Genomic DNA, 23,448 nt, shown 5'->3' with positions numbered 1-23,448 from the left:
CGAGAAACAGCGCCCGACCGGGACGAGCGGCGATCCTTTACAATTCTTAACGCGCTTTGTGCCGCGGAAGCGTTCAAAATGCTCTTCCGGACGTGGCGCGCGTGGATTCGAGGGGACACATAGAGCCGCGCGAGCTCGTTCGTGTTTCTTCGTGGGCAAGTTATGGACCAGCATATCAAAGACCCGTTGATCCTCGCACCTGGACCTGTCAGGCGAGCGTCACGTTGGCCGGGGATTCTGACGGGAGTTCTCGTGCTGGCGGTGCTTGCCGGCATCGTGTGGTGGACGCGGCAGCAGACCGCGCCACAGCAGGCCGGAGGCGGGCGCAACGCCGGGCCAATGTCGATCGTGCCGGAGACCGTCGGCAAGGGCGATATCGGCGTCAGCCTGAACGCGCTCGGCACCGTGACGTCGCTCGCGACAGTGACGATCCGGAGCCAGATCAGCGGCTACCTGATGAAGATCGATTTCAAGGAGGGCGACGAGGTCAAGAAGGGTGACCTGATCGCCGAGATCGATTCGCGGCCCTACGAGGCGACGCTGGCGCAGGCCAAGGGCACGTTGGCGCGCGACGAGGCGCAGCTCAAGGGCGCGCAGGTCGACCTCACGCGCTACCAGGGCCTCGCCACCCAGAACGCCGTGCCGCACCAGACGCTGGACACCCAGATTGCGCTGGTCGCGCAGTATCAGGGCACGGTGGAAGCCGACCGCGCCGCGGTGAAGTCGGCGGAAGTGAATTTGGCGTATTGCCGCATCGTCTCGCCGATCAACGGCCGCGTCGGCCTGCGCCAGGTCGACCTCGGCAACTACGTGACGCCGGGCGATACCAACGGCCTCGTCGTGATCACGCAGCTCGAGCCGATCAGCGTGCTGTTCACGCTGCCGGAGGACAATCTGCAGGCGGTCGCCAAGCGGCTGAGGGCGGGCGCGGTGCTGCCGACGGCGGCCTATGATCGCAGCGGCGCCAACAAGCTCGCCGAGGGATCGCTGCAAACCTTCGACAGCCAGATCGATGCGACCACCGGCACGATCAAGCTGCGGGCCCAGTTCGAGAACGACAGGCGCACGCTGTATCCGAACCAGTTCGTCAACGTCCGCCTGCTGCTCGATACCCACAAGGACGCCACGACGATGTCGACCGCCGGCATCCAGCGCGGCGTCCCCGGCACCTTCGTCTATCTCGTCAACGCCGACAGCACGGTGTCGGTGCGGCCGGTGAAGATCGGTGTCACCGATGGCGACCGCGTCGAGGTGTTGTCGGGCCTGGTGCCCGGCGATCGCGTCGTGATCGACGGCGCCGACAAGCTGCGCGAGGGCGCCAAGATCGTGGTGCGCTCCGCCGACGCCGCGAACCCCAAAGGTGCGGCGAACGGGGCTGCGAAGGGCGACGGCAAGGACAATAGCAAGGACGGCGCTGATCCCGGCGGCGGCCACCACAAGCGGTCCGAGGACGGGCAGACAAAATGAACCCGTCGCGGCCATTCATCCTGCGGCCGGTGGCGACGACCCTGATGATGATCGCCATCATGCTGTCGGGCATGCTGGCGTTCCGCTTCCTGCCCGTCGCGGCGCTGCCCGAGGTCGACTATCCGACCATCCAGGTGCAGACCTTCTATCCGGGCGCCAGCCCCGACGTGATGACCTCGTCGGTGACCGCGCCGCTCGAGGTGCAGTTCGGCCAGATGCCGAATTTGAACCAGATGAGCTCGGTGAGCTCGGCCGGCTCCTCCGTCATCACGCTGCAATTCGGCCTGTCGATCTCGCTCGACGTCGCCGAGCAGGAGGTGCAGGCCGCGATCAACGCCGCGGGCAATCTGTTGCCGTCGGACCTGCCGGCGCCGCCGATCTACGCAAAGGTCAACCCGGCCGACGCGCCGATCCTGACCCTCGGCCTGACCTCGAAGACCATGCCGCTGACCCAGGTGCAGGACTTCGTCGACACAAGGCTGGCGCAGAAGATCTCGCAGCTGCCCGGCGTCGGCCTCGTCAGCATCAGCGGCGGCCAGCGCCCCGCGGTGCGGATCCAGGCCGACATCCGCAAGCTTGCGGCCTATGGGCTGAACATCGACGATCTCCGCACCACGCTCGGCAACGCCAACGTCAACACGCCGAAGGGCAATTTCGACGGCGCGATGCGCGCCTACACCATCAATGCCAACGACCAGATCCGCAATGCCAGCGACTACCGCTCGCTGATCATCGCCTACAAGAACGGCTCGCCGGTGCGCCTCAGCGACGTCGGCAACGTCGTCGACGGCGCGCAGAACGACAAGCTCGGCGCCTGGATGAACGAGACGCCGGCGATCATCCTCAACATCCAGCGCCAGCCCGGCGCCAACGTGATCTCGGTGGTGCAGGGCATCAAGGATTTGCTGCCGCAGCTGCAGGCGACGCTGCCGGCCGCGATCGACCTCAACATCCTGACCGACCGCACCGTGACGATCCGCGCCTCGGTGCGCGACGTCGAGTATGAACTGACGCTGGCGGTGATCCTGGTCGTGCTGGTCATCTTCGTGTTCCTGCGCTCGACCCGCGCCACGCTGATCCCGAGCCTGTCGGTGCCGCTGTCGCTGGTCGGCACGCTGGGGGCGATGTATCTGTTCGGCTTCAGCCTGAACAACCTGTCGCTGATGGCGCTGACGATCGCGACCGGCTTCGTGGTCGACGACGCCATCGTCGTGATCGAGAACATCTCGCGCTATATCGAGGAGGGCGAATCTCCGCTCGAGGCGGCGCTGCGCGGCTCCGAGCAGATCGGCTTCACCATCATCTCGCTGACGGTGTCGCTGATCGCGGTGCTGATCCCGCTGCTGTTCATGGGCGACGTCGTCGGCCGCCTGTTCCGCGAGTTCGCCATCACGCTGTCGGTGACGATCCTGATCTCCGCCGTGGTGTCGCTGACGCTGGTGCCGATGGCCTGCGCCAAACTGCTGAAGCCGGAGAGCAGGGCGCGCGAGAACACCTTCCAGCGGCTCAGCCGCGAAGGCTTCGATCATGTCATCGCGATCTACGGCCGGATGCTGAACTGGGTGCTCGATCGCCAGACCTTCGTGCTGCTGATCGCGCTTGGCACCTTTGGCCTGACCGCGCTGCTTTATGTCGTGATTCCGAAGGGCTTCTTCCCGGTGCAGGACACCGGCGTGATCCAGGCGATTTCAGAGGCGCCGCAATCGGTGTCCTATGCGGCGATGGCCGAGCGGCAGCAACGGCTCGCCAGCGCGATCCTCAGGGATCCGGACGTCGAGAGCCTGTCATCGTTCATCGGCGTCGACGGCACCAACACCACGCTCAACAGCGGCCGCATCCTGATCAACCTGAAGCCGCACGAGCAGCGCAAGGCCGGCGTCGCGAGCGTAATGGACCGGATCAAGGCGAGCACGGCGGATCTGACCGGCATCACGCTCTACATGCAGCCGGTGCAGGACCTTACCATCGAGGGCACGGTGAGCCGGACGCAGTATCAGTTCATCCTGCAGGACGCCGATCCGAACGAGCTCGCGGAATGGACGCCGAAGCTGGTCGACAAGCTCCGCCAATTGCCCGAGCTCAGCGACGTCACCAGCGATATTTCGGCGCAGGGGCTGTCGGTGTTCGTCGACATCGACCGCGACCAGGCGGCGCGGTTCGGCATCACGCCGGCGACCATCGACAACGCGCTGTACGATTCCTACGGCCAGCGCATCGTCTCGACCGTGTTCACCAACTCGAACCAGTATCGGGTCATCCTGGAGGCCGATCCGTCGCTGCAGAATTCGCTGGATTCGCTGTCGTCGATCTACCTGCCGTCATCGGTCGGCACGACGCCGGTGCCGCTGTCCGTCATGGCCAAGAAGCGGGTGGAGACCGCGCCGCTACAGGTCTCGCATCTCGGCCAGTTCCCGTCGGCAACGGTCTCGTTCAACCTCGCGCCGGGCGCCTCACTCGGCGGCGCGGTGACCGCGATCAAGCAGGCGCAGGCCGACATCAACCAGCCGCTCGGCATGATCACGAGCTTCCAGGGCGCGGCGCTGGCGTTCCAGTCCTCGCTGTCAAACCAGCTGTTCCTGATTCTGGCCGCGATCATCACGGTCTATATCGTGCTCGGCGTGCTCTATGAGAGCTTCATCCATCCGCTGACCATCCTCTCGACGCTGCCGTCGGCCGGCATCGGCGCGCTGCTGGCGCTGATGATGGCGGGTCAGGATCTGACGATCATCGCGATTATCGGCATCATCCTCTTGATCGGCATCGTGAAGAAGAATGCGATCATGATGATCGACTTCGCGCTCGACGCCGAGCGCAACGAGGGCAAGCCGCCGCGAGAGGCGATCTACCAGGCCTGCCTGCTGCGGTTCCGGCCGATCATCATGACGACGATGGCAGCTGTGCTTGGTGCGCTGCCGCTGATGATCGGCAGCGGCGCCGGCTCGGAGCTGCGGCATCCGCTCGGCATCTCGATCGTCGGCGGCCTGTTGGTGAGCCAGCTGCTGACCCTGTTCACGACGCCGGTGATCTATCTCTGGTTCGATCGGCTGGCGCTTCGGTTTGCCGGGCGGGCGGACGAGGTCGGCGAGGCGAGCGGGTCGCGTTGAGCCATGGATCCGTCAACGCCATTCATCCGTCGGCCGGTCGCCACCACGCTGTTGACCTTCGGGCTTGCGGCGGCCGGCATCGTGGCGTTCTTCAAGCTGCCGGTGTCGCCGTTGCCGGCGGTGGACTTCCCGACCATTTCGGTGCAGGCGACGCTGCCGGGCGCGAGCCCGGAGGACGTCGCGACCACGGTGGCCAGCCCGCTGGAGCGGCATCTCGGCCAGATCGCCGACGTCAGCGAAATGACCTCGTCGAGCTCGGTCGGGCAGACCCGGATCACGCTGCAGTTCAACCTCAATCGTGACATCGACGGCGCGGCGCGCGACGTGCAGGCGGCGATCAACGCCGCGCGGGCCGATCTGCCGACCAGCCTGCGCAGCAATCCGACCTACCGCAAGGTCAATCCGGCCGAGGCGCCGATCCTGATCCTGACCTTGACGTCGGACACGCTGACGCGCGGCGATCTCTACGATGCGGCCTCCACGGTGCTGGCGCAGAAGCTGTCGCAGGTCGAGGGCATCGGACAGGTCGTGGTGGGCGGCAGCTCGCTGCCCGCCGTCCGCGTCGATCTGATCCCGCAGACGCTCTACAAATACGGCATCGGGCTGGAAGACGTGCGCGCGGCGCTGTCGAACGCCAACGCCCACAGCCCCAAGGGCGGCATCGACGTCGGCGACCAGCGCTATCAGGTCTACGCCAACGACCAGGCCAACAAGGCCGACGATTACCGGTCGCTGATCGTGGCCTATCGCAACGGTGCGCCGGTCCACCTCTCCGATGTCGGCGAGGTGACCGACGGCGTGGAAAATCTGCGCAATGCCGGGCTTGCCGACGGCAAGCCGGCCGTGCTGGTCATCCTCTACCGCCAGCCCAACGCCAACATCATCTCGACCGTCGACCTGGTGAAGGCGCTGATGCCGCAACTGCAGGCCTCGGTGTCGCCGGCGATCGATATCGGCCTTGCGGTGGACCGCTCGACCACCATCCGCACCTCGCTCCGCGATGTCGAGCGAACGCTGATCCTCGCGGTGCTGCTGGTGGTCATCGTGGTGTTCGCGTTCCTGCGCAGCGCACGCGCAACCTTCATTCCGGTGGTCGCGGTCTCGGTGTCGCTGGTCGCGACCTTCGGGGCGATGTACCTGTTCGGTTACAGCCTGGACAATCTGTCATTGATGGCGCTGACGGTGGCGACCGGCTTCGTGGTCGACGACGCCATCGTGGTGCTGGAGAACGTCACCCGGCACATCGAAAAGGGCCTGAGCCCGCTCGAGGCGGCGCTGAAGGGCGCCAACGAGGTCGGCTTCACCGTGCTGTCGATGAGCATCTCGCTGATCGCGGTGTTCATCCCGATCCTGATGATGTCGGGCATCATCGGCCGCCTGTTCCGCGAATTCGCCGTGACGATCTCGATCTCGATCCTGATCTCGCTGGCGGTCTCGCTGGCGACGACGCCGATGATGTGCGCGGTGCTGCTGCGGCCGCACACCGGCGGTCACGGCAGGTTCTACCGGATCAGCGAACGCTTCTTCGATGCGATGCTGGGCTTCTACCGGCGGACGCTGACCGGCGCGCTCGAACATCCCCTGAGCGTCGTGCTGATCTTCTTCGTCACGATCGGCCTGACCGGCTATCTCTATGTCGTGATCCCGAAGGGCTTCTTTCCGCAGCAGGACACCGGCCGGCTGGTCGGCTCGATCCAGGCCGACCAGAGCGTGTCGTTCCAGCTGATGCAGCAGAAGCTCGCGCAGTTCGTCGGCATCATCAAGCGCGATCCGGCTGTCGAGACCGTGGTCGGCTTCACCGGCGGCGGGCAGACCAATTCCGGCTTCGTGTTCGTGTCGCTGCGGCCGCTCGACCAGCGCAAGCTCGGCGCCGACGGCGTGATCGCGCGGCTGCGCCGCCAGATGTCGGTGGTGCCCGGCGCGACCCTGTTCCTGCAAGCGGTGCAGGATATCCGCGTCGGCGGCCGGCAGTCCAATGCGCAGTATCAGTACACGCTGCAGGGCTCGACGCTGGAGGAGCTCAACGACTGGACGCCGAAGATCGCAGCAGCCTTGCAGCGCGATCCGAACCTTGCCGACGTCAACAGCGACCAGCAGAACAAGGGCCTGGAGTCCAACCTCGTGATCGACCGCGACGCCGCGGCGCGGCTCGGCATCACGGTCAGCCAGATCGACAACACGCTCTACGACGCCTTCGGCCAGCGCCAGGTTTCGACGATCTATGTCGCGCGCAACCAGTACCACGTCGTCATGGAGGTGGCGCCGCGCTACTGGCAGAACCCGGAGACGCTGAAGGACGTCTATATCAGTACCTCGGGCGCATCGGTCGGCGGATCGCAATCGACCAATGCGGTGGCGGGCACCGTGGTGGCGCCGGGAAGCTCGAGCGCGGCAACTTCGGCCAACGCCCAGGCCGCGCGCAACCAGGCCACCAATTCGATCGGCTCGACCGGGAAGGGCGCGGCCTCGACCGGATCGGCGGTCTCGACCAGCAGCGAGACCATGATCCCGCTGTCTGAGGTCGCGGCCTTCAGGCAGGGCGCCACGCCGCTTGCGGTCAATCACCAGGGCCTCTTGGTCGCCAACACCATCTCGTTCAACCTGCCGCCGAATGTTTCGCTGAGCACGGCGGTCGCCAGCATCGAGGCGACCATGAACCGGATCGGCGTCCCGGTGACGATCCGGGGCACCTTCCAGGGCTCCGCCAAGGCGTTCCAGGATTCGCTCAACAACCAGCCATTCCTGATCCTGGCTGCGATCATCACGATCTACATCGTGCTCGGCGTGCTCTATGAGAGCTACGTCCATCCGCTGACCATCTTGTCCACATTGCCTTCGGCGGGTGTGGGCGCCTTGCTGGCGCTGATGGCATTCAAGACCGAGTTCAGTATCATGGCGCTGATCGGCGTCATCCTGCTGATCGGCATTGTGAAGAAGAACGCCATCATGATGATCGACTTTGCGCTGGAGGCCGAACGCGGGCGCGGGCTGGCGCCGCTCGAGGCGATCAGGGAGGCCAGCCTGTTGCGCTTCCGCCCGATCATGATGACGACGATGGCCGCGCTGCTCGGCGCCGTGCCGCTGGCGATCGGCATGGGCGACGGCGGCGAGCTGCGACAGCCGCTCGGCATCGCCATCGTCGGCGGCCTGATCCTGAGCCAGATCCTGACGCTCTACACGACGCCCGTGATCTACCTCTATCTCGACCGGTTCCGCTTGTGGGCGCTGCGCGTCCGCGGCGGCGGCGCCATGCGGATGCGGGGCTCCTCACTTCAACCGGGCGCGTAAATGCCGACAGGTGCAGCGTTGCGAACTCTTATATTGCGAAAGCCGATCCGGTTTCTGCGCGGGGCGGCACTCGGCGGCCTCGGCCTCGGGCTGGGCGTCGGCCTGTCCGGCTGCATCCCCGGGGTCGAGAAGCCCGAGCTCAGTCTCGAAGTGCCGGCGAGCTACAAGACCGCGGCCAAGGGCGACGCGGACGCGGCGGTGCCGGCGCTGGCCTGGTGGCGCGGCTTTCGTTCGACCGAACTGACCGGGCTGATGGAGTCGGCGCAACTCTACAATCTCGACATCGCGGTGGCGATCGCCCAGATCGTGCAGGCCGACGCCCAGGTCGGGGTGTCCGGCGCCGCGCTGCTGCCGTCGATTTCCGGATCGGCAAATGCCGAGCGCGAGAAGCTGGCGACCGGATCGAGTTCATCATTCGGCGGGAGCAGCGGGACGTTCTCGCAATACAGCCTCGGCCTGAGCGCGAGCTACATCGTCGATTTCTGGGGCAAGAATCGCGCGACGCTATCGGCGTCGGAGGAGAGCGCCACCAGCGCCCGCTACAATCGCGAGGTGGTCGCGCTGAGCACGATGGCGACGGTGGCCAATACCTATTTCCAGGTGCTGGCGGCGCAGGACCAGATCAAGGTCACCCGCCGCAACCTGGCGGCGGCCGAACGCATTCTTGCGCTGATCAAATCGCAATTCGCCGGCGGCACCGCCTCGCAGCTCGATCTGTCGCAGCAGGAGGCGCTGGTCGCGACGCAACGCGCGGCGATCCCGCCGCTCGAAGTAACGGTCGGGCAGAACAGCGCGGCGCTCGCGGTGCTGGTGGCGCGTGCGCCGGCCAATTTCACGGTGCGCGGCGGCAGCACCATGCAGATCGCAGTGCCGCGAGTGACGCCCGGGCTGCCGTCGGAATTGCTCTATCAGCGGCCTGACGTCCGCCAGGCCGAGGCGCAATTGGCATCCTCCAATTTCAGCGTCGACGCGGCGCGCGCGGCGTTCTTCCCGCAGATCCAGCTGACCGGCACCACGGGCTTCCAGAGTGCGGCGCTGGCCTCGCTGTTCGCGCCGGGCGCCTGGTACTACACGCTGGCCGCAGGGCTGACCCAGCCGCTGTTCGACGGTTTCCTGCTGGAGAGCCAGTTCAAGCTCGCCAAGGGCCAGCAACTGCAAAACCTGCAGGCCTATCGCAAGGCGGTGCTGTCGGCTTTCGCCGACGTCGAGAAGGCCCTGATCGCGCTGCAGAAGTACACACTGCAGGAGCGCCTGCAATCCGACGTCGTCGCCGCCTCGCGCAAGGCATTCGAGGTCGCCGAGACGCAATTGCGCGGCGGCACGGTCAATCTCATCACGGTGCTGCAGGCGCAGCAGACGCTGTTCACCGCCGAGAACAATTTGGTCACGGTCAGGCTCAACAAGCTGCTGGCGGCGAGCAGCTTGTTCCAGGCGCTCGGCGGCGGCTGGACGCCTGCCGGCACGCTCGCGGCGGCAGTGCCATGAGGTCGGTCATGCAGCGGTTTATCGCACCCGTCGTCATGGCCCTCTTGGCCCTCGTCGCCGCGCTGGGCGCGCCTGCCGGCACCGCCAGCGCGCAGCAGCGGCCGCCCAACAGCGTGCCGCTGGCCTTCGGCATGAGCACCGATCAGGCCAGCCAGTCACTCGGCGTTCCCTTGAATTACGTTCGCGGCACGCCGGGCAACGAGCTGTTCGTGGCGCTGCCCAATGTCAGGGGCAGCGTGCTGTCGCGGCGCAGCGACGGGCTCTATCTGCAATTCGGCAAGGGGCGCCTGATCGCCTGGAAGGGCGACTGGGGGACCAATCCGCAATGAGGGCTTTGACGATGACCGCCATCAGAGCACTGATCGCCTGCGCCGCCATCGCGCTTGGCACGGCTGCTGCGTCTGCCCAGGAATTCGCGCCGCAACGGCCGCTGCGCTACGGCAGCACCGGCGGGGCGTATTTCGACGGCAGGAATGATGATCGCGATTTCCGCAGCAACGGCTCGTTTCCGGGCAGCTTTGCCGCCGATCCCTTCAGCGCGGGTTTCGGCGCGGCCGGCCTGTTCGGCTCGACGCCCTATCACTCGGCGCGGCCGTATCCGTCGCAGGTGATCTTCGGTGCGCCATGTCAGGATTGCCGGCCGTATCGCGCGCGGCGGCACCGCGACAGGCATGATTGACGCATTTGGACCTTTAGCTCTGAAGGTCGTCGATGATGCGCGGCTTCATCCAGCCGACCTTGTCGATGATCTCCCTGCGCAGGGTGTCCTTTTCCATCTCGTATTCTTCATGGGACGCGTCTCGGCCACCGCTCGCGGTGATTCCGAACGTCTCGAGCAGGGCATTGTGCCGCGCCTTCCACCCGATCACATGCTCGATCATGGTCTGCGTGACGGCCGGCAGGAAGCCGGGATGGCCGGCCAGGCCGCATGACGCCGTGGTCTGCGGATCTGATGCCAGCATGATCACGTTCCACTCGTCATAGCCGATCAGATCCATCTGGCCGTAGAGAAACGCGCCATGCGGCCCGTCCCAGATCTTCTGATCGATGACCAGGAACGGCACCGCGTTGCAGTGGCCGTGGCGCGCCGTCATGTCGCGGTTGAAGGCCTCGGTGCGCCCCTGCAGCCGCTTGTTGGCCGCGGCGAACACGGCGAGCCGATTGTCCGACGTCGGCGCGATGCCGCCGGCGTCTTCAGGCGCGAAACCGGCATCACGCAGCATCGGCCCGATCCGCGGATCGTCCCATTGCTTCTTGTGAAACGCAGGCGCCGCGACGTCGCGGTTCGGTGCCGGACGCTCGGCCTCCTTGAGCTCGCCCAAGGTCTCCTGCTTCTTTCCGAAAACCACCCTGCGCCCGAACATATCTGCCGTTCCTGCCAAGTCGGGGGAAAAGCCTGGCAAACAATGCCGAGATTTCCCTTAATTGGTCAGGGCCGGCAGTTGCGATCGAGCGACAGGGTGACGCAGCCGTTAAGGGCAACGCGACAAATCGATCAATCCGGGAACAGCAACGCCAAAGCGCGATGAGATTGAGGATCCGTCATCGCGCCTTAGCTTTTATTTGAGCATGATCTTCTCGGAAAACCGTTTCACACTTTTCCGGATCATGCTCTAGCTGGCGGCGGCGCTTGTCGATTTTGCCGGGGCCGGGCTGACGCGGGCAAACCGCACCACGAAGCGGGTGCCGGTGTGGGCCGGGTCGCGCTCGACGCTGGCGTCGAGCTTGGCGGCCATCGCCGCGACGATGCGCTGGCCCATGCCGGTGCCGCGCGGGTCGGCCTTGTCGTCAAAACCGACGCCTTCGTCGCTGATCGAAAGCTGCAGGTCGTCGCCCTGCGGCTTGAGCTCGACATGGATCGGGCCCGCGCCGTCCGGATAGGCGTATTTCACGGCGTTCATCACCAGCTCGTTGACGATGATGCCGATCGCGACCGCACGGTCGGGATCGATCTCGATCGGGCCGGCGTTGAGCGTCAGCCGCGACATCTTGTTGCCCTCGGCCGATCGCCTGAGATCCTCGAGCAGCGCCTCGAGATACTGGTTAAGCATCACCGTCTTGAAATCGTGCGAGGTGTAGAGGCGGCGGTGCACCTGGGCTACGGCGGCGACGCGGCCCATCGCGTTGGTCAGCGCCGCCTTGACGTCCTGCTGGCTCGCGGAGTTGGCCTGCAGGTGCAGCAGCGAGGCGATGATCTGCAACGAATTGCCGACGCGATGGTTGACCTCGCGGAGCAGAACCTCGCGCTCCGCAGCCAGCGCAGCGTAGCGGTCGCGCGAGGCATGCACCTCGGCCTCGGCCTCGTCGCGCGCCTTCTGGATCGCGGCCTGCCGGATCGCGCCGTTCACCGCGACCTGGAGCAGGGGGATGAATTCGCCTCTGACATCCTTGACCAGATAGTCCGCCGCACCGGCCTTCAGCGCGGTGACGGCGATCGCCGAATCCTGCGAGGCGGTGACGAACACCACCGGCGGGGCGTCGGCTACCTTGAGGATCTGCTCCAGCGTCTCCAGCCCGTCGAGCCCCGGCATGACCTGATCGAGCGCGATGACGTCGATGCCGCCCTGGGCGAGCCGGTCGAGACCTTCCTGGCCGCTAGCGGCATGCACGACCTTGTAGCCCGCGCGCGTCAGCCCGCGTTCGACCAGGCGCGCCAGCGCCGCGTCGTCGTCGATATAGAGCAGTGTCGGCGTTGCGCTGGTCATAGCGAAGCTGGCGGCACCTGAATCACGGAAAAGAACAGGCCAAGCTGACGAATGGCGTTGGCAAAGCTTTCGTAGTTCACCGGCTTGGTGATGTAGACGTTGCACCCGAGTTCGTAGCAACGCTTGATCTCCTGGCTGTCGTCGGTCGTGGTCAGCACGACCACTGGCGTCGACTTGAGATGCTTGTTCTCCTTGACCCGCTTCAGAATATCGATGCCGGTCATGTCAGGCAGATTGAGATCAAGCAGGATGAGCAGGGCCTGGCCCTTGCGCTCGACGGCGCTGCCATCCTTGCCGAACAGGTAGTTCACCGCCTCTGTACCGTTGGTGAACGGGACGATCTCATTGTTGACACCTGAGCGCCGGATATTCCGCTCAATCAGGCGGGCATGGCCCTCGTCGTCCTCGATCATGATGATGGTGACTGGATCGCTCATGATTCCTTATCCCGGTGCTTGCCTGACCATTTGATAGGCAGCGTGATCGTGAATGTGCTGCCGTTGTGGAGTTCGGATGCTACCGACATGGTGCCGCCCAGTCTGCGCACAAGTGCGCGGACATGGGCAAGGCCGATGCCCTGACCGGGCTTGTCCTGGGTTCCGGCCCGCCGAAACAGATCGAAGATGCGCTGGTGGTCCTTCGGATCGATGCCGCGGCCGTTGTCGGCGACCTCGAAGATCGCAAAGCCCAGCTTGGTGCGGCCCTCGATCGAGATCTCTCCGGGAACGCCGTCCCGGAGGTACTTCAGGGCATTGTCGATCAGGTTAGAGAAGATCTGCTCCAGCGCGAGGCGGTCGCTGACGATATTCGGCAGCGTGCCGACCTCAATGGTCGCATTGGCCTCGACCGCCTGATGGGCGACCGTCTTGACGATGCCGTCGATCAGCTCGCGGAGATCGATCCGCTCCGGCTTGAACTCGCGGCGGCCCTCGCGGGTGAGATTGAGGATCGCGCTGATCAGGCGATCCATCTTGGCGATCGACGACTTGATGAAGCTGAGCGATTCGTTGAAATCGTCGGACAGCTGCTTGTCGGAGCCTTCGAGCTCGGGCTCGGCCACATCGGTGGCGTCTTCCGGCATCGCCGGCGCCAGCGAGGCGGTGCGACTGAGCGTGGCGATGCGCTTGAAGATGTCGCCGCGCAATTCCTCCAGTTCGCTGGTGAAGCCCATGATGTTGACCAGCGGCGAGCGCAGATCGTGGCTGACGATATAGGCGAAGCGCTGGATTTCCTCGTTGGCCTCGCGCAGGTCCGCGGTGCGCTCGTCAACAATGGTTTCGAGATTGACTTTGCTGTCGCGCAGCTTGGCCTCGGCCTCGTCGCGTGCCCGCGAGGATTGCCGCAGCAGCACGACCGAGAGGGCGGCAAGCGCCAGCACCATGCAGGAGCCGGCGATGGTGACCGAGGACGCCAGCACCTGGGTCTTGTCAGCAGTTGCGGTTCGCATCGCCAGCAGGCGATCCTCCTCGGTGCGCATGTCGCGGCCGATCCCGGCGATCGCCTCCAGCGCGTCGGTCGATGTGGCTTTGCGCAGGATGTCGACGCTGGTGGCGACGTCATTGTTCTTGACGCGCTCGATGGTGAGGGCGAACTCGGCCAGCCGTTGCTCGGCGGCGGACTTTAGCTTCGCGGCATTGGCGACCTGCGCCGGATTATCGGCGGTCATCATCTGAAGATGATTGAGCGCGGCCGGGATTCTTGCTGCCGCGGATTCGTACTCGGCGAGGTACTGCGGTGCTGATGTCAAAAGATAGGCCCTGGTCGCGCTTTCGGCGCGCCTGATGTCAACCAGCAGGTTGGCGACCTCGCTCTCGGTCTCGACGGTATGGACGACCCACGCGTAGTCTTCGCGCGCCTTGTTGACCAGCAGCACGGACGCCACGCTGATCGCGACCAGCACGAAAAATCCCGCCGAGAGCAGCAGGATCTGCAACGTGGATCTACGTCGTGAAACCGGTGTCACGACGATCTCTTCACGGGAGTGGGATTCAATGCGTCCCCGTCGAAAGCCAATACCCCTCAAATACGCTTGAAGAGGGCCCTCGGTTCCACCCGGTTCCAAACTATTTTGCGGAGGAGGGCTGACCGGCGAGATACTGCTCCAGCCAGTGGATATGATAGTCGCCTTCGATGATGTCGGGCTCGCGCACCAATGCGCGAAACAGCGGCAGCGTCGTCTCGATTCCGTCGACCACCATTTCGTCCAACGCCCGGCGCAGCCGCATCAGGCATTCGCCTCGGGTCTTGCCGTGCACGATCAGCTTGCCAACCAGCGAGTCATAATAGGGCGGAATCACGTAGCCCTGATAGACGGCGGAATCGATCCGCACGCCGAGGCCGCCCGGCGGATGGAATTGCGTGATCCGTCCGGGCGAAGGACGGAAGGTCTGCGGATTCTCCGCATTGATGCGGCACTCGATGGCGTGGCCGATGATCGCGATGTCGCTCTGCCTGGCCGGCAGATCGCCGCCGGCGGCAATCCGGATCTGCTCCAGCACCAGATCGATATCGGTGATGCTTTCGGTGACGGGATGTTCGACCTGGATGCGGGTGTTCATTTCGATGAAATAGAACTCGCCGTCCTCGTAGAGGAATTCGATGGTGCCGACGCCGAGATACTTCATATCTCGCATCGCCTTGGCGCAGGTCTCGCCGATCCTGGCGCGCGCGGCCGCCGCGAGCACGGGCGAGGGGCCTTCCTCCCAGACCTTCTGGTGGCGGCGCTGCAGCGAGCAGTCGCGCTCGCCGAGATGGATAGCGCCGCCACGGCCGTCGCCGAGAATCTGGATCTCGATATGGCGCGGCTTCTGCAGGTATTTCTCCAGATAGACCGAGGCATCGCCGAACGCCGACTTGGCCTCGTTGGCCGCGGTCGAGAGCGCCAGCGCAAGATCGGCCTCGCTGTGTGCGACCTTCATGCCGCGGCCGCCGCCGCCGGCTGCGGCCTTCACCAGCACCGGAAACCCGATCTCCTTCCCGATCGCGAGCGCATCGGCCTCCGAGGTCACCGCGCCGTCGGAGCCTGGCACCACGGGGATGCCGAGCCGCTTGGCGGTCTTCTTGGCTTCGATCTTGTCGCCCATCAGGCGGATGTGCTCGGCCTTCGGTCCGATGAAGCCCAGATTGTGATCCGCGAGGATCTCGGCGAAGCGCGCATTCTCCGACAGGAAGCCGTAGCCGGGATGCACGGCGTCGGCGCCAGTGATCTCGCAGGCGGCGAGCAGCGCCGGTACGTTGAGGTAGGAATCCTTCGACGGCGGCGGGCCGATGCACACGCTCTCGTCGGCGAGCCGCACATGCATGGCATCGGCGTCGGCGGTGGAATGCACCGCGACGGTCGCGATGCCGAGTTCCTTGCAGGCGCGCAGCACGCGCAGCGCGATCTCGCCGCGATTGGCTATGAGGATCTTGTCGAACATCGCAGCGCCTGACGTTGACGGAAGTTATTCAATGATGACCAGCGGCTCGCCGAATTCGACCGGCTGGCCGTCCTCGACGAGGATCTGCGTCACGGTGCCGGCGCGCGGCGAGGGGATCTGGTTCATCGTCTTCATCGCCTCGATGATCAGAAGCGTCTGGCCGGCCGAGACCTTGGCGCCGACTTCAATGAACGGCTTGGCGCCCGGCTCGGGCGACCAATAGGCGGTGCCGACCATTGGCGAAGGCACCGCGCCCGGGTGCTTGGCAAGGTCGGTCGTAGCGGCGACGGCGGCAGCCGGCACCGCCACCGGCGCAGCAACCGCGTGCACGGCTGACGGCACGGAGGCCGCGATGCTGATGTTGCGCGCGACGCGGACGCGCAGGCCGGCGCGCTCGATCTCGATCTCGGTGAGGTTGGTCTCGGCAAGCAAAAGCGCGAGCTCGCGAATGAGGACGCTGTCGTCGCTCTTCGCGTCATTCTTGGATTTTGCGGCTGATTTGTCGTCTGGCTGGCGCGCCATGTTGTTTGATCCGAAATCTCTGTCTGGTGACGGGGAACGTCAGGATTGACGATTAACTCTTTGCCCTGACATCGCTCTTGGCACCGATCTTGGTGGCGAGGCCGATGATGGCGAGCCGGTAGCCGTCGATGCCGAAGCCGCAAAGCGACGCGAAGGCGGCTTTAGCAGTGAACGAGTGGTGCCGGAAGCTCTCGCGGGCGTGGATGTTGCTGACATGGACCTCGATGGCCGGAATCTTCACCGCGACCAGCGCGTCATGCAGCGCGATCGAGGTATGGGAGTAGCCGCCGGCATTGATGATGATGCCGACCGCCTTCTTGGCGTGGGCTTCATGGATGAAGTCGATCAGCTCACCCTCGCGATTGGACTGCCGGCAGTCGACGGTCAGTCCGAACTGGCGCGCAGTGTCTGCGCACAGCTTCTCGACGTCAGCGAGAGTAGCGTGGCCGTAGGTTTCCGGCTCCCGCGTCCCCAGGAGATTGAGGTTCGGGCCGTTCAGCACATAGATGGTTCCGGCAGCAGCCATTCCAAACATTCCTGCCAAAGTTTCCGGCCAAAGGTTCCGATGGGGGGTCCGACAAGGGGTGAGGCGGGCCGGGTTATAGGTAACAACCGGCCGCAGGGGAAGTCTTTAGGTGAAATAGGAACGTCTTCAACAGCTTCTCCCTGGCTGTCAGGTGGTCCCTGTAACCTACGGAAATTGCTGATTAACCAAACTTAACGGAAGACGTGCCGGGGCGCCGCCCCGGCGCGCCATCCACCGGTGACTGCGGGGCGGGACCAATGCAAAACCCCCGCCCCAAGAAGGGGCGGGGGTCGGGATCGTGCCGAGGGTCACCTGGCACCCTCGCGTCGAGGCCAATCAGCCCTCGAGGATGTAGACGATCTCGTGGGTCTGCGGCTCCACGATGATGTAGCGGCCCTTGACCAGGATGAACTCATAGCCGCGCCACTGCGGGTAGATCGTCACGACCCGCTCCGGCAGCGGGTAGAAGTGCACGTCGGCAGGGACGCGGGTGCCGACCGCCACGTTGAAGTTCACGTTGGTGGCTTCGGTGACGTGCTCCGACCTGATCGCGGTCGAGATCTCGGTGCGCTTCTCGGCCGGCGGAGCCGCGGTGGCCGACGTCGCCGCATTACCCGTCGTGGTCTGGGTGCGGCTGGTGTCGTTGGTCTGCGCGCGGTTGGTATTGTCGGCCGGGCTCTTGGTCTGAGCATTCTGGTTGGTGGTGGCACCGCTCTTGTCGCGGGTTTCGGCGGCGTTGTTGCGATCGCGGCCCTCACGGGTTTCCGCGTTCATCTTGCCGCTCTTGTCACGCTCCTCGGCCTTCATGTTGCCGCTCTTGTCGCGGCCCTCGGCCTTCATGTCCTTCGAGCCCTCCCGGGAGCCCTTGGTGGCCTCGTTCTCCGAGCTCATGCCTTTCCTTTGGGTGCTGTCCTCCGCACCCTTGGTGGCCGTGCCCGACTTCTCGGACTCGGCGCCCTTCGTGCTCGGGGACTGACCGGTCGTGGAATGCTCGGAACCCTTCATGCCACCCGAATCGTGCTGCATCGTGCCAGACGATGCGCCACCGGACGGTGCGCTGTGCTGCATGCTCGCGCCGCCGCCAGCCCCGGACTCCTTGTTGGCGCCGCCGGCGCCCTGTGCATTCGCGAAACCGGTGCCGGCGATCAGGGCCGCCGCAGCAACCGAAATCAGAAAGCGGTTTGTCATCATGTTCCTCCTCGTTTTTCAGCATTGCCCGCGCCGACAACGAGAGAGGATGTGCGATGTTCCTGTTGATTTACGGTTCCCCGCGTTTGGTATCCTATGTGAATGCGCGATGAACGCGTGCGCATTTCAACCGCATGCCCAGTCGAACCCCATACTCGCAAGATCGAGCTGGCCGTTGCCGCCGCCGAAATTGAAGCCGCCGAAATGCTCCTCGATCTCGAGATAGGTCGCGCTGAATTTCGGCGTCCATTGGTTCGGAAACATGGTGCCGCCGAGATGGTTGCGGCCATGCAACCGTTCGAGACCGTGCGCGCTGCCGTGCTCGCCATAGGGCGCGATGTAGTCGCCGAGCTCACCCTTGTGTCAGCAGATGATCGCGCGGCGGCTTGCCGACATTGGTCCGTTTGTTGGCGACGGCCCTTGGTTGCGGCCCGCGCCGCGCTGGTTCGATGCGTGCGATCAAAAATCCGGCTGCCTGGCAGCCGGATTTTGTTGAATGAACGCGCTTGGAGCGGCGATCAGCAGGTCGCCTTGCCGCACCGGGCGATGCCGATCTTCTCTTTGAGATTGTCGACGCCGACCGCGCCGACCACGACCTGCTTGCCGATCACGTAGCTCGGCGTGCCGTTCATGCCCATGGATTCGGCGAGCCGGAAGTTCTCCTCGATGGTCGCCTTGACCTCGGGGCTCGCCATGTCCTTCTCGATCTTCGTCATGTCGAGACCGACCTCCTTGGCGACCGCCAGCGCCCGCGCCTTGTCGGCGGCGCCGCGGCCGCCCAAGAGCTTCTGGTGAAACTCGAGATACTTCTTACCAGTCGGATCCTGCATCCGCACGGCGACCGCGACCTGCGCGGCCTCGACCGAGCCCTGGCTCAGCACCGGGAATTCCTTCAGCACGACCTTCAGCTTCGGATCCGATTTCATCAGGTCCATCATGTCGGCCATTGCGCGCTTGCAGTAGCCGCAATTGTAATCGAAGAACTCGACGAAGGTGACGTCGCCGTCCTTGTTGCCGAGCAGGACGCCGCGCGGCGAATTGAAGATGGTGTCGGCGTTCTTGGCAACGCTCTGCTCATGCTTCTCGGCTTCGGCGGCGGCCTGCCGCTTGCTGAGCTCGTTCATCGCCTCTTCGAGCACCTCGGGATGGGCGATCAAATAGTTGCGCACGATGGTCTCGATGTCGCCGCGCTGGGTGTCGTTGAAGCTCTGCGCGGACGCCGACAGCGGTGTGGCGCAGATGCCGAGCGCGAGCAGGGCAGGGGCAAGAAAACGAAGCGCTGGCATGGCGAAATCCTTGTTCGAGATGGCCCGAAATGCGGCTGAGCCGTGGGCCGGTTTCAGTGATCGTTGTATGGAACTACGGTTTATTTCTAGTTGTTTTTCTGACCCGGCATCGGCTTGGCGCTCACAATGTCGTCAGCTTTGACCCACCCGGGCGTGCCGATCGCGAACCGCGTCTTGGCCCGCGACGCCAGCTCGCGGGCGGTCTTGGCGTCGCCACGCAGATAGGCCGCCTGCGCCGAGGCGAGGTCGGCCTGGGCGTAGTCGCCCTTGCGGCCATAGGCCATTGCGAGCTGGGTATAGCCCAGCGGCGCCTCGGGCTCGCGCGCCACGGCGGCACGCAGCATATTGATCGCCTCGTCGGTCAGGGCCTTGTTGTCGGAGGCAACCAGCGCCTGGCCGAGCAGCATCTCGATCAGCGGCGCGCTGCCGGAAAGCTGCACCGCGCGGCGCAGCGGCGCGATGGCCTCGGCCGGCCGGCCGCCTTCGAGCAGCGCCTGGCCGCGCAACTCGTAGAAATAGGGGTTGTTGGGCTGCGCCTGGATCAAGCCGTCGATCTGCGCGATCGCCGAACGCAGGTCGCCGTGCAGGTAGGTGGCGATCGCGCGCGCATAGCGCGCCGGCAGGCTGGTGTTGGTCAGCGGATAGCGGCGATACACCGTGTCCTGCCGCTCCATGAAGCCGGAGATCTTGGCGCGCATCATGTCGTGACGCAGCTGCAGCGCCGGATCGTCCTTCTTGTCCCAATAGGGGCTGGAGCGCGCCAGCTCCTCCAGCGCGGAGACGCGGTCGACCGGCATCGGGTGCGATTGCAGATAGGGGTCGGCGCCGCGCGCGGCGAACAGGCTCTCGTCGGTGAAGCGCTTGAATGTCTCGTACATGCCGCGGGCAGACTGGCCGGTCGCGGTCAGGAATCTGACGCCGGCACGGTCCGCGTTCTCCTCCTGCTGGCGCTGGTAGGACAGCAGCGTGCGCTGAATCACCGATTGCGGCGCCGAGATCGCGGCGGCGCCCGCGCTGGAGAGGCCGCTGCCACCGCCGCCGCCCGCGGCACCCGCGGCCAGCGCGCCGACGCCGAGCAGCATCGCGATGATCATCTGGGTCTGCGCCTGCGCCAGTTGCTCGCGCATCTTGGCGAGATGACCCCCGGCCAGATGGCCCGTCTCATGCGCCAGCACGCCGATAATCTGGTTCGGCGTCTCCGATTGCAGCAGCGCGCCGTAATTGACGAAGATGCGGCGGCCATCCGCGACGAAGGCGTTGAACGAGCTCTCGTTGATGATGACGATCTGGATGTTCTGCTTCTCGAGACCCGCGGCGCGCAGGATCGGCCTGGTGTATTCGCGCAGCAACTGCTCGGATTCGGTGTCGCGCAGCACCGGCGGCCCCTTCTGCTGCTGGGCTTGCGCGGGGACGACGGGGCCGATTGCGAGCGCGACCGCGGTCAGCAATGCGGTCAGCTTGACGGTCCCGGTGCGGCGCGTGAGGCGGAACAGCATGGGCGATCTATCGGCAATGACCGGCCGCACCGGCGTGAAGCCGGGTTCCGGGTCCGACCGGATCAGGCGCGTGGCGCAGTCTGTTGTTTTTGCAGCTCTTCTTCACGCGAACCGGGTATGCACTTGTATTTACTTGGCCTGAAAGCGTTATAAGGAGCCACCGAATGCGGCCAGTCTGGGGCGGGTCGCAGGAAGCGGGAACCCAAATCCGGCAGTGGCCGTGCAATAGCAGAAATCCATGCGTGAAGCGACAGCGAGAGACCGTGTGAGCAGCCTTTTGAAAGCGTCCGGCCGGAGCGACGTTCCGCCGTTCATGGTGATGGACGTGATGGCCGCCGCGGCGCGAATCGAGGCTGCGGGCGGCCACGTCATCCATATGGAGGTGGGGCAGCCGGCCGCGTCCGCGCCGAAGCCTGCAATTGCCGCCGCGCAGGCCGCGCTTGTCGACGGGCGGATCGATTACACCTCGGCGCTCGGCATTCCCTCACTGCGCGCGCGCATCGCCCGGCACTACAGCGACACATATGGCTGCACGGTCGATGCCGAGCGCATCATCGTCACGACGGGCTCGTCCGGCGGGTTCATCCTGGCGTTCCTTGCGATGTTCGAGCCGGGCGACCGGGTCGCGGTCACCGTGCCCGGCTATCCGCCGTACCGGCACATCCTGACGGCACTCGGCTGCGAGCCGGTGCTGATCGAGACCTCCGGCGCTACCCGCCACGCGCTGACCGGCGAGGCGCTGCTGGCCGCCCATCGCAAGGCGCCGTTGAAGGGTGTTCTGGTCGGCAGCCCCGCCAATCCGACCGGCACCATGATGTCGCGCGAGGCGCTGTCGAGCCTGATGGCGGCCGCCGACGGCGCCGGCATCCGCTTCATCTCCGACGAGATCTATCACGGGCTCGATTATGCATTCCCGGCGGTGACGGCGGCGGAGCTGTCGCCGAACGCGCTCGTGATCAACTCGTTCTCGAAGTATTTCTGCATGACCGGCTGGCGGGTCGGCTGGATGGTGGTGCCCGACATGCTGGTGCGGCCGATCGAGCGGCTGCAGCAGAATTTGTCGATCTCGGTGCCGACGCTGTCGCAGATCGCGGCCGAAGCGGCGTTCGAAGGCCGCGAGGAGATGGAGGCGATCAAGCGCGGCTATCAGGAGAACCGCCGCATCCTGATCGAGGGGCTGCCGAAGGCCGGGCTGACCAAGTTCTTGCCCGCCGACGGCGCATTCTATCTCTATGCTGACGTCTCCGACTTCACCTCCGACAGCTTCGCCTTTGCCAGTGAGATGCTCGAGAAGGCCCGTGTCGCAGCGACCCCGGGCGTCGATTTCGACCCGATCCACGGCCGCGCCTTCATTCGTTTTTCCTATGCCCGTTCGGCCGCGGATATGCAGGAAGCAGTTGCGCGGATCGCGCATTGGCTTAAATAGCGCCCAATCTTCAAGAGCCTTCCATCTTGGCGGTTCGATCGGTTTCGCGCACCGGCCCTGGTTTCGGCAGGGGGGGGCAACGCGACAGATCGCCGCGGATAAACCGCAAGGCCCACACAGTTCCATTTGACTTGAACGGCTAAGTTGATCTTGGCTATTTCCGCCATTTCTGAGGGGGAGTGAAACATGGCAACGGCAACCGTTGCCACGGCTGCACCGGCCAGCGCCGGTGGCAAGCCGTGGTACAAGATTCTCTACGTCCAGGTCCTGATCGCGATCGTGCTCGGCGCGCTGGTCGGCGCGTTCTGGCCGTCGCTTGCCACCAATGAGTGGATCAAGGCGCTCGGCGACGGCTTCATCAAGCTGATCAAGATGGTGATCGCGCCGATCATCTTCTGCACGGTGGTCTCGGGCATCGCCCATATACAAGATGCCAAGAAGGTCGGCCGCATCGGCGTCAAGGCGCTGGTCTATTTCGAGGTGGTCTCGACCTTCGCGCTGGTGATCGGACTGCTGGTCGGCAATATCGTGAAGCCGGGCGCGGGCTTCGGCAATGCGGCGGCCAACGCGCAGGCGGTTGCCGGCTATGCCAAGCAGGCGGAGGCGCAGAAGAGCGTCGACTTCGTGCTGCACATCATCCCGGACACCGTCGTCGGCGCCTTCGCGCAGGGCGAGATCCTGCAGGTGCTGCTGTTCTCGGTGCTGTTCGGCTTTGCGATCATGGGCCTCGGCGAGCGCGGTCACACCATCCGCTCGTTCATCGACGATGCCGCGCATGCGGTGTTCGGCGTGATCTCGATCGTGATGCGGGCGGCGCCGATCGGTGCGTTCGGCGCGATGGCCTTCACCATCGGCAAGTTCGGCACCGGCGCGATCCTCAATCTGATGGGGCTGATCGCGACGTTCTATCTGACCGCGGCACTGTTCGTGTTCGTGGTGCTCGGCATCATCGCGCGGGTCGCGGGGTTCTCGATCTTCAGGTTCCTGGCCTACATCAAGGACGAACTCCTGATCGTGCTCGGTACCTCGTCCTCGGAGAGCGCGCTGCCGTCATTGATGGAGAAGCTCGAACGGCTCGGCTGCTCGAAATCCGTGGTCGGCCTCGTGGTGCCCACGGGCTATTCGTTCAACCTCGACGGCACCAACATCTACATGACGCTGGCGACGTTGTTCATCGCGCAGGCGCTCGGCTTCGACCTCACCTTTGGCCAGCAGATCACCATCCTGATCGTGGCGATGCTGACCTCGAAGGGCGCCTCCGGCATCACCGGCGCGGGATTCATCACGCTGGCGGCGACGCTTGCGGTGGTCGATCCGCGGCTGGTGCCGGGCATGGCGATCGTGCTCGGCATCGACAAGTTCATGAGCGAGTGCCGCGCGCTGACCAATCTGTGCGGCAACGGCGTCGCCTGCGTGATCGTCGCCTGGTGGGAGGGCGAGCTCGACCGCGACAAGCTCAACGCCAATCTCGCCCGGCAGATCGATCCGACCGACATGGAGACGGCGGTGACGACGGACTGAGTCGCAGAGCTAAAG

19 protein-coding genes are annotated in these 23,448 nt (G+C 65.1%); 8 read left to right on the top strand and 11 right to left on the bottom strand.

The window, feature by feature from the left end:
* The first annotated feature begins 252 nt into the window (after window positions 1–252).
* Genes ACVIW0_RS20645 through ACVIW0_RS20620 form a run of 6 tightly spaced genes read left to right on the top strand, consistent with a single transcriptional unit; the run spans window position 253 to window position 10,023 of the window.
* A complete protein-coding gene (locus tag ACVIW0_RS20645) occupies window positions 253–1,467 on the top strand; it encodes an MdtA/MuxA family multidrug efflux RND transporter periplasmic adaptor subunit (RefSeq protein WP_461353990.1) in 1,215 nt (404 codons plus the stop codon).
* The gene (locus tag ACVIW0_RS20640) at window positions 1,464–4,571 is read left to right on the top strand and encodes an MdtB/MuxB family multidrug efflux RND transporter permease subunit (protein WP_461353989.1); all 3,108 of its coding nucleotides are present in this window, start codon (window positions 1,464–1,466) and stop codon (window positions 4,569–4,571) included. The genes ACVIW0_RS20645 and ACVIW0_RS20640 overlap by 4 nt, the downstream gene beginning before the upstream one ends.
* A 3-nt stretch (window positions 4,572–4,574) precedes the next feature.
* Window positions 4,575–7,859 carry an efflux RND transporter permease subunit gene (locus tag ACVIW0_RS20635; RefSeq protein ID WP_461353988.1) on the top strand — a complete coding sequence of 1,095 codons (3,285 nt, stop codon included), beginning with the start codon at window positions 4,575–4,577 and terminating at the stop codon, window positions 7,857–7,859.
* Window positions 7,860–9,344: an efflux transporter outer membrane subunit gene (locus ACVIW0_RS20630; RefSeq protein ID WP_461353987.1), complete on the top strand. Its 1,485-nt coding sequence runs from the start codon at window positions 7,860–7,862 to the stop codon at window positions 9,342–9,344.
* A gap of 8 nt (window positions 9,345–9,352) precedes the next feature.
* Window positions 9,353–9,673: a hypothetical protein gene (locus ACVIW0_RS20625; protein ID WP_461353986.1), complete on the top strand. Its 321-nt coding sequence runs from the start codon at window positions 9,353–9,355 to the stop codon at window positions 9,671–9,673.
* A gap of 11 nt (window positions 9,674–9,684) precedes the next feature.
* Window positions 9,685–10,023, top strand: coding sequence for a BA14K family protein (locus ACVIW0_RS20620; protein ID WP_461353985.1), 339 nt, complete (start codon window positions 9,685–9,687; stop codon window positions 10,021–10,023).
* A 13-nt stretch (window positions 10,024–10,036) separates the two neighbouring features.
* Here ACVIW0_RS20620 and ACVIW0_RS20615 read toward each other — a convergent pair whose 3' ends face one another.
* The 11 genes from ACVIW0_RS20615 to ACVIW0_RS20565 form a co-directional block, all read right to left on the bottom strand.
* Window positions 10,037–10,708, bottom strand: a complete 672-nt coding sequence (locus ACVIW0_RS20615) for a hypothetical protein (protein WP_461353984.1) — start codon at window positions 10,706–10,708, stop codon at window positions 10,037–10,039.
* A gap of 249 nt (window positions 10,709–10,957) precedes the next feature.
* Window positions 10,958–12,049, bottom strand: coding sequence for a sensor histidine kinase (locus tag ACVIW0_RS20610; protein ID WP_461353983.1), 1,092 nt, complete (start codon window positions 12,047–12,049; stop codon window positions 10,958–10,960).
* Entirely contained in the window at window positions 12,046–12,486 is a 441-nt protein-coding gene (locus ACVIW0_RS20605; RefSeq protein ID WP_461353982.1) for a response regulator, read from the bottom strand. The genes ACVIW0_RS20610 and ACVIW0_RS20605 overlap by 4 nt, the downstream gene beginning before the upstream one ends.
* Window positions 12,483–14,012 (bottom strand): sensor histidine kinase, encoded by a 1,530-nt coding sequence (locus tag ACVIW0_RS20600; protein ID WP_461353981.1) that lies wholly within the window; start codon window positions 14,010–14,012, stop codon window positions 12,483–12,485. Before ACVIW0_RS20600 ends, ACVIW0_RS20605 begins: the two co-directional genes overlap by 4 nt.
* 100 nt (window positions 14,013–14,112) lie before the next feature.
* Window positions 14,113–15,468: an acetyl-CoA carboxylase biotin carboxylase subunit gene (accC, locus tag ACVIW0_RS20595; RefSeq protein WP_461353980.1), complete on the bottom strand. Its 1,356-nt coding sequence runs from the start codon at window positions 15,466–15,468 to the stop codon at window positions 14,113–14,115.
* Window positions 15,469–15,492: 24 nt separating this feature from the next.
* Window positions 15,493–15,990 (bottom strand): acetyl-CoA carboxylase biotin carboxyl carrier protein, encoded by a 498-nt coding sequence (gene accB / locus ACVIW0_RS20590; RefSeq protein WP_461353979.1) that lies wholly within the window; start codon window positions 15,988–15,990, stop codon window positions 15,493–15,495.
* A gap of 52 nt (window positions 15,991–16,042) precedes the next feature.
* A complete protein-coding gene (gene aroQ, locus ACVIW0_RS20585; protein WP_461353978.1) occupies window positions 16,043–16,516 on the bottom strand; it encodes a type II 3-dehydroquinate dehydratase in 474 nt (157 codons plus the stop codon).
* Between the two features lie 336 nt (window positions 16,517–16,852).
* The gene (locus ACVIW0_RS20580) at window positions 16,853–17,704 is read right to left on the bottom strand and encodes a DUF1236 domain-containing protein (protein WP_461353977.1); all 852 of its coding nucleotides are present in this window, start codon (window positions 17,702–17,704) and stop codon (window positions 16,853–16,855) included.
* A 126-nt stretch (window positions 17,705–17,830) separates the two neighbouring features.
* The gene (locus ACVIW0_RS20575) at window positions 17,831–17,968 is read right to left on the bottom strand and encodes a hypothetical protein (protein ID WP_461353976.1); all 138 of its coding nucleotides are present in this window, start codon (window positions 17,966–17,968) and stop codon (window positions 17,831–17,833) included.
* 254 nt (window positions 17,969–18,222) lie between these two features.
* A complete protein-coding gene (locus tag ACVIW0_RS20570) occupies window positions 18,223–18,990 on the bottom strand; it encodes a DsbA family protein (RefSeq protein ID WP_461353975.1) in 768 nt (255 codons plus the stop codon).
* Window positions 18,991–19,076: 86 nt separating this feature from the next.
* Window positions 19,077–20,486, bottom strand: a complete 1,410-nt coding sequence (locus ACVIW0_RS20565) for a M48 family metalloprotease (RefSeq protein ID WP_461353974.1) — start codon at window positions 20,484–20,486, stop codon at window positions 19,077–19,079.
* 238 nt (window positions 20,487–20,724) lie between these two features.
* Here ACVIW0_RS20565 and ACVIW0_RS20560 point away from each other — a divergent pair, with 238 nt between their 5' ends.
* The gene (locus ACVIW0_RS20560; protein ID WP_461353973.1) at window positions 20,725–21,912 is read left to right on the top strand and encodes a pyridoxal phosphate-dependent aminotransferase; all 1,188 of its coding nucleotides are present in this window, start codon (window positions 20,725–20,727) and stop codon (window positions 21,910–21,912) included.
* A 186-nt stretch (window positions 21,913–22,098) separates the two neighbouring features.
* The gene (locus tag ACVIW0_RS20555) at window positions 22,099–23,433 is read left to right on the top strand and encodes a dicarboxylate/amino acid:cation symporter (protein ID WP_461353972.1); all 1,335 of its coding nucleotides are present in this window, start codon (window positions 22,099–22,101) and stop codon (window positions 23,431–23,433) included.
* Window positions 23,434–23,448: the final 15 nt, after the last annotated feature.

Source organism: Bradyrhizobium sp. USDA 4454 (assembly GCF_054822705.1).
This window is presented reverse-complemented; position numbering and strand designations above follow the sequence as displayed.

Bases quoted from the DNA above. Each gene is read 5' to 3' on its own strand.
- ACVIW0_RS20640 (WP_461353989.1), top strand. From the start codon at position 1,464: ATGAACCCGTCGCGGCCATTCATCCTGCGGCCGGTGGCGACGACCCTG.
- ACVIW0_RS20635 (WP_461353988.1), top strand. From the start codon at position 4,575: ATGGATCCGTCAACGCCATTCATCCGTCGGCCGGTCGCCACCACGCTG.
- ACVIW0_RS20630 (WP_461353987.1), top strand. From the start codon at position 7,860: ATGCCGACAGGTGCAGCGTTGCGAACTCTTATATTGCGAAAGCCGATC.
- ACVIW0_RS20625 (WP_461353986.1), top strand. From the start codon at position 9,353: ATGCAGCGGTTTATCGCACCCGTCGTCATGGCCCTCTTGGCCCTCGTC.
- ACVIW0_RS20620 (WP_461353985.1), top strand. From the start codon at position 9,685: ATGACCGCCATCAGAGCACTGATCGCCTGCGCCGCCATCGCGCTTGGC.
- ACVIW0_RS20615 (WP_461353984.1), bottom strand. From the start codon at position 10,708: ATGTTCGGGCGCAGGGTGGTTTTCGGAAAGAAGCAGGAGACCTTGGGC.
- ACVIW0_RS20610 (WP_461353983.1), bottom strand. From the start codon at position 12,049: ATGACCAGCGCAACGCCGACACTGCTCTATATCGACGACGACGCGGCG.
- ACVIW0_RS20605 (WP_461353982.1), bottom strand. From the start codon at position 12,486: ATGAGCGATCCAGTCACCATCATCATGATCGAGGACGACGAGGGCCAT.
- accC (WP_461353980.1), bottom strand. From the start codon at position 15,468: ATGTTCGACAAGATCCTCATAGCCAATCGCGGCGAGATCGCGCTGCGC.
- accB (WP_461353979.1), bottom strand. From the start codon at position 15,990: ATGGCGCGCCAGCCAGACGACAAATCAGCCGCAAAATCCAAGAATGAC.
- aroQ (WP_461353978.1), bottom strand. From the start codon at position 16,516: ATGGCTGCTGCCGGAACCATCTATGTGCTGAACGGCCCGAACCTCAAT.
- ACVIW0_RS20580 (WP_461353977.1), bottom strand. From the start codon at position 17,704: ATGACAAACCGCTTTCTGATTTCGGTTGCTGCGGCGGCCCTGATCGCC.
- ACVIW0_RS20575 (WP_461353976.1), bottom strand. From the start codon at position 17,968: ATGTTTCCGAACCAATGGACGCCGAAATTCAGCGCGACCTATCTCGAG.
- ACVIW0_RS20570 (WP_461353975.1), bottom strand. From the start codon at position 18,990: ATGCCAGCGCTTCGTTTTCTTGCCCCTGCCCTGCTCGCGCTCGGCATC.
- ACVIW0_RS20565 (WP_461353974.1), bottom strand. From the start codon at position 20,486: ATGCTGTTCCGCCTCACGCGCCGCACCGGGACCGTCAAGCTGACCGCA.
- ACVIW0_RS20560 (WP_461353973.1), top strand. From the start codon at position 20,725: ATGCGTGAAGCGACAGCGAGAGACCGTGTGAGCAGCCTTTTGAAAGCG.
- ACVIW0_RS20555 (WP_461353972.1), top strand. From the start codon at position 22,099: ATGGCAACGGCAACCGTTGCCACGGCTGCACCGGCCAGCGCCGGTGGC.